At 49.0% G+C, this 4,577-nt stretch carries 5 protein-coding genes; 2 read left to right on the top strand and 3 right to left on the bottom strand.

Annotated features, from left to right (window positions below; all coding sequences use genetic code 11):
- Window positions 1-1,462 (top strand): S-layer homology domain-containing protein (locus tag L1N82_RS00025; protein ID WP_235285286.1); only part of this gene is annotated, 1,462 nt, incomplete at its 5' end.
- A 233-nt stretch (window positions 1,463-1,695) separates the two neighbouring features.
- Here the strand turns inward: L1N82_RS00025 and L1N82_RS00020 are convergent.
- From L1N82_RS00020 to L1N82_RS00010, 3 genes are all read right to left on the bottom strand, one after another.
- On the bottom strand, window positions 1,696-2,574 hold the full coding sequence (locus L1N82_RS00020; RefSeq protein WP_235285285.1) for an NmrA family NAD(P)-binding protein: 879 nt from the start codon (window positions 2,572-2,574) through the stop codon (window positions 1,696-1,698).
- A gap of 34 nt (window positions 2,575-2,608) precedes the next feature.
- On the bottom strand, window positions 2,609-3,037 hold the full coding sequence (locus L1N82_RS00015; RefSeq protein ID WP_235285284.1) for a nuclear transport factor 2 family protein: 429 nt from the start codon (window positions 3,035-3,037) through the stop codon (window positions 2,609-2,611).
- A gap of 74 nt (window positions 3,038-3,111) precedes the next feature.
- Window positions 3,112-3,699: a TetR/AcrR family transcriptional regulator gene (locus L1N82_RS00010; RefSeq protein ID WP_235285283.1), complete on the bottom strand. Its 588-nt coding sequence runs from the start codon at window positions 3,697-3,699 to the stop codon at window positions 3,112-3,114.
- A gap of 279 nt (window positions 3,700-3,978) precedes the next feature.
- On the opposite strand from L1N82_RS00010, the gene L1N82_RS00005 reads away from it, so the two are divergent.
- On the top strand, window positions 3,979-4,464 hold the full coding sequence (locus tag L1N82_RS00005; RefSeq protein WP_235285282.1) for a CBO0543 family protein: 486 nt from the start codon (window positions 3,979-3,981) through the stop codon (window positions 4,462-4,464).
- Window positions 4,465-4,577: the final 113 nt, after the last annotated feature.

Below are 4,577 nucleotides of genomic sequence, written 5' to 3'. Positions count from 1 at the left end.
TGGCGGCAAACTGCTTGTGAATTTCACCGATAACTATGTGCCTGCAAGCGGCAGTGTTATCACGCTTATGACTCATGCCAAGGATCAGCGGACCGGCCAATTCGCTTCCGTTGAAACGACAGGCCTGCCTGCAAGCTACAAGGTTCAGGTTACTTATCTGGCTGACCGTGTTCAGCTCGCAGTGAACCCTGGCAGCACTTCTACACCTACTCCACCTGTAACGGGTTCAACGCCAGCAGACACCAACAAGCCTGCCGGCGATGCTATCCCAGCTACAGGCAGCCAGCAGAAGCAGAGCATCTCCGCAGCTGCTAAGGTTGACGCAAACGGAAGAGCCGTTGCAGAGCTGCAAGCCGCTCATCTGAGTGACTTGCTGGACAAGGTGAATACTCTCACTGGAGCAGACTTGGTGGCTGAGATCAAGGTAGAGACCGCTTCCGGGGCGAATGCCGCCGTCCTTTCGCTTACCAAGGAAGCCTTCGGCAAGCTGGCAGACAGCAAAGCCGATGGAGTGCTTATCACAACACAATTTGGCAGCATGACGCTTAGCCAAGCGGTATTGAATAACCTGAAGAATGCATCAGGTGAAACAATTCGTATAGAGATGGCTGCGGCTAATACGTCGGCTTTCTCCGGCGAGGCAAGAAGCCTGATCGGCACAAGACCTGCACTGGACTTCACGATCCAGTCCGGAGATTCAGCCGTTACGAGCTTTGGAGGCAGCAGCATCAAGCTTGGCATTCCTTATCAGCTGCCGCAAGGCGAGGATGCGAGCGCGCTTGTTATCAGCCATATTGATTCGAACGGGGCCGTTCACCTGCTTCCGAAATCGGGCTACAGCCAGCGTGACGGACAGATGTACGTTGTGACCGACCACCTGAGCATTTATGCTGTCAGCTACAACAAAGCCAGCTTTAACGACACAGCCGCTCATTGGGCAAACAGTCATATTACACACCTGGCCGCACGCGGAATCGTATCTGGTTCTGGAGGCGGTAAGTTCTCCCCGAACGCTAATATCACTCGGGCTGAATTTGCCAAGATGCTGGCAGGTCTCGTGAGCGCCGATGTATCAAACTATTCATCCTCGGCCTTTACAGACGTTGAAGCCGGCGACTGGTTCATGCCTTATGTGGCATGGGCGGCAGAGAACGGCATTGTGAAGGGCGCAAACAAGCAGTTCCGGCCAACTGACCGGATCAGCCGCGAGGAAATGTCCGTTATGCTGATCAGACTGGCCGACCTGACAGGCTACAAGCTCCCTGTTGTGGCCGGTGCTGCAAGCTTTGCTGACCAGAGCCTCATCAGCGCATGGGCAGCGGATGCAGTCAGCGACCTGTATGAAGCGGGCATCATCTCCGGCAAGGGCAATCAGAAGTTTGACCCTCAAGGCGGCGCAACTAGAGCCGAAGCCGCGAAAATGCTGACGCTGCTCCTCCAGGGTATGACAGAGCAGCAGTAAGGATATCCAAGCAGGTTACGCAATCCTGCTGTCTCGTAAACCAACAGCCTTCTCTAATTCTCCGGGTTTATAACCCGTGGGAATTAGAGAAGGCTTTGATCATTCTTGGGCTGGTGCTGGCAGGATTTGCTCAATAGCTTATTTTCTTCGCAAGTTCCTGCGGCCGGTATTGCGCGCCGGTACACAGGGCGCCAAAATTTTTATAAAGCACAGCTTTTATGAGATCTTGAGAATTATACGTTAACCTTTCCCCAATGACCGGAATGGATTCGGGCATACTCAGCCATTGACCGGGGCCGACGGCCGGTTATCCGTTCAACAGTATCTGTCACCTGATCTTCGGACCCGTGCAGACGGATAGCATCATCCAGCCCTGCCAGGAAACGGGCATATTCCTCCGGAATACCGCTTTGGATCATCTTCCCGACAAGCATATCCGTGGAAACATGCTGATGCCGAATCTCACGGCCCGAGGCCTTCCCAATAATCTTCGCCACATCACTGTAGCTAAGCGACTGGGGACCCGTAATCACATGTGACTGGTTGTGAGCATCCGGATCAATCAAAGCTCTCAGACCAACCTCGGCGATGTCATCGGCATCCACAAAACCGATTCGCCCGTCACCTGCAGCTGTATACATTACCCCGTCCCGGTTGATCTGTATTCCATGATGTCCCTCGGTAAAATTTTGCATAAAGTACGATGGCTGCAGAACGGTCCATTCCGGCATGATCCGACGGATGGCCTGATGCACTTTGCCTGTAACCGGTCCTCCTTCCGGAATGGAAGCACTGCTTAGCAGCACCGTCCGCTGGACCCCTTTTCTTAGCGCCAGCTCCAGGAAGGGGAGCATGACCTCTGCCGGCTCCATAACCGCCAAAGGAGGCACCAGATACATAGCATCTATATCCTGCAATGCGTCTTCGTAAGTTGATTTGTCAAACCAGTCAAAATGTACATCTTCGATAATACCGCCGGTCTGGTTGACGCTTTGTTTGGCGCTTCGGCTAGCACTGCGCACAGGGTAGCCCAGCTCGCTCAGGCGCTTTGCAATACGGCCTCCTGTTTTGCCTCTTCCACCTGTGATCAAAACAGCTGGTTTCACATTCATTTCCTTCAGCTCCTTATTCGAAATAATCCGTTTCTCAAAACGCTTGCTGCTGCATCTCTCCCTGCATCGCCGCCAATGCGACCAAAGGATTCCAGTAATCTTTATAGTGAATGATTTTGCTGTTTTTGGTTTTAATAACGGAGATATATTTTTGAAGATACGGTTTTCCGGTGGATAGCATTCTCCCATCTGTCACCTCGAACTCCACGATCATTACGCTTGGGTCCAGGGTAAAATAGAAGGAAGGCTCACCGAACTGAGTGATATCAACCTGCTGCGGAAAATCCTTCAGATGACGAACAATCGCCTCTTTACCTTCCATCCTCTCTGTGTAGCCATTAGGCGCATAGGGATATTCAAAAACGGCTTCATCATCAAAGAGTTCAAAAAAATCATCCATATTCTTTTCCAGAATGGACTGACAAAACTTGTGAAACAGCTCCTGCATCGCATGTTGACTCATCTCCATCATCCTTTCTCAATTTTAGATCGTTCAGTCTAGAATGGATAAAAAAGAAGGAAGCGAAAAGCGCTTCTCTAGTTGTTGAGAACGGAAAGCGTAACTGCCGCCAGATCGTCCAAAACCTTAGGATCCCTTGTCAATTTTGCCGTTTGCGTCAAAGAATACCTGGAATAGTTGAGATATCTTGCCAATGCCCTCAAATCCTGGTGGTAATGTCCAAGCTCTCCCTCCTCTTCGGCACGTATCAGAGCCTTATGAAAAGCTTGCTCTAACCGCTCCGTACTCCGTTTAAAAAATGCTGCGAGCTCTGCATCATGCGGGACTTGATCAATAGCACTCTGCATAATGAAGCACTCTTTGCAGCGCTGCTCATCCTTTAGAACCTCAATGGCTTCATGGAAGATCTCGGCAATGGCTTCCTTCACCGGTCCGCTTCGTTCCAAGCGAGCGATTAACGCTTCCGTTTTATCGTTGGTATAGTGTGTGACCGCGGAAAGAAACAGATCTCTCTTCGTCCCATAGGTATCATAAAGACTTTGCCGGGCAATCCCCAGTCCATCGAGCAGATTCTGCATGGAGGTGCCTTCGTAGCCGTAGTGTCCGAACACTTCCATTGCCTTTCTAAGGACAAGTGCCGTATCGAATTCTTTGTTGCGTGCCATCTTGCAGCTCCCTTCTGAGAACCAGTATATCCCATTCTAGACTGTTCAGTCAATAATATATTTCGATTTTGGACGAGTGGCAACTGCTCCCCCCTGCATAAAGAACCATGGCAATATGTTGTATGTTTCCTGGACATACTTTTGGCGCATAATAAGTACTCGTTCTGTCAATAGGGGTGCCCCCTGCAACAGTCTGTCAACAAATATTCTCAACTTTATACCCGCGCATATTTGTGTGTATGAAACAGAACAATAACATCAACATGGGGGTGTGCTTCCGTGAAGAAAATAAAAACTAACCAACAGGCATTAGCTGCGTTATGTGTTCTCTTTCTTGGCTTGCTAGTTTATGCTTTCAGAAGGCCACCAAGAAAAGACTGGATGCTGGCGTATTTATTTAACGCGGCTTCCAATATGGCGATTGATAATGTGGTTGTAAATAAAGGGTATATTGAGTATCCTGTCCGCTTATTTCCCAAAATTTTTGAAACCCATCTATTATTTAACCTGTTCTATTATCCGACAGCCACCATTCTTTATAATCAGATGACCTACCGGGATAAGCCCCTTCATCAGTTATATAAAGTTTTTATATTTTCCGTGCCGCTTGTGTTTATCGAAGCTTGGGCTAACGCAAACACCAAGTTAGTTAAATGGAAGAAAGGTTGGCGCTGGTACCACACATTTCTGGGTATTACGATAAAATCCTTAATAACTAGATGGATTGTTCAGTTGGCTCGGTATATAACATCAAAGGAAGAATAAACAACATAAATGTTTTTCTCTCCTCTTCAAATTATTAAAATAAAAAAACGCTCCTGTAATGCAGGAGCGTCAGACTGTCGACAAAGCCCCACTTCGGGGCTTTGTCTTGTTTC

This window comes from Paenibacillus tarimensis, from assembly GCF_021532315.1.
Classification (GTDB): domain Bacteria; phylum Bacillota; class Bacilli; order Paenibacillales; family Paenibacillaceae; genus Paenibacillus_I; species Paenibacillus_I tarimensis.
This window is presented reverse-complemented; position numbering and strand designations above follow the sequence as displayed.

Coding starts and splice junctions, on each gene's coding strand:
- L1N82_RS00020 (WP_235285285.1), bottom strand. CDS start 2,574: ATGAATGTGAAACCAGCTGTTTTGATCACAGGTGGAAGAGGCAAAACA.
- L1N82_RS00015 (WP_235285284.1), bottom strand. CDS start 3,037: ATGAGTCAACATGCGATGCAGGAGCTGTTTCACAAGTTTTGTCAGTCC.
- L1N82_RS00010 (WP_235285283.1), bottom strand. CDS start 3,699: ATGGCACGCAACAAAGAATTCGATACGGCACTTGTCCTTAGAAAGGCA.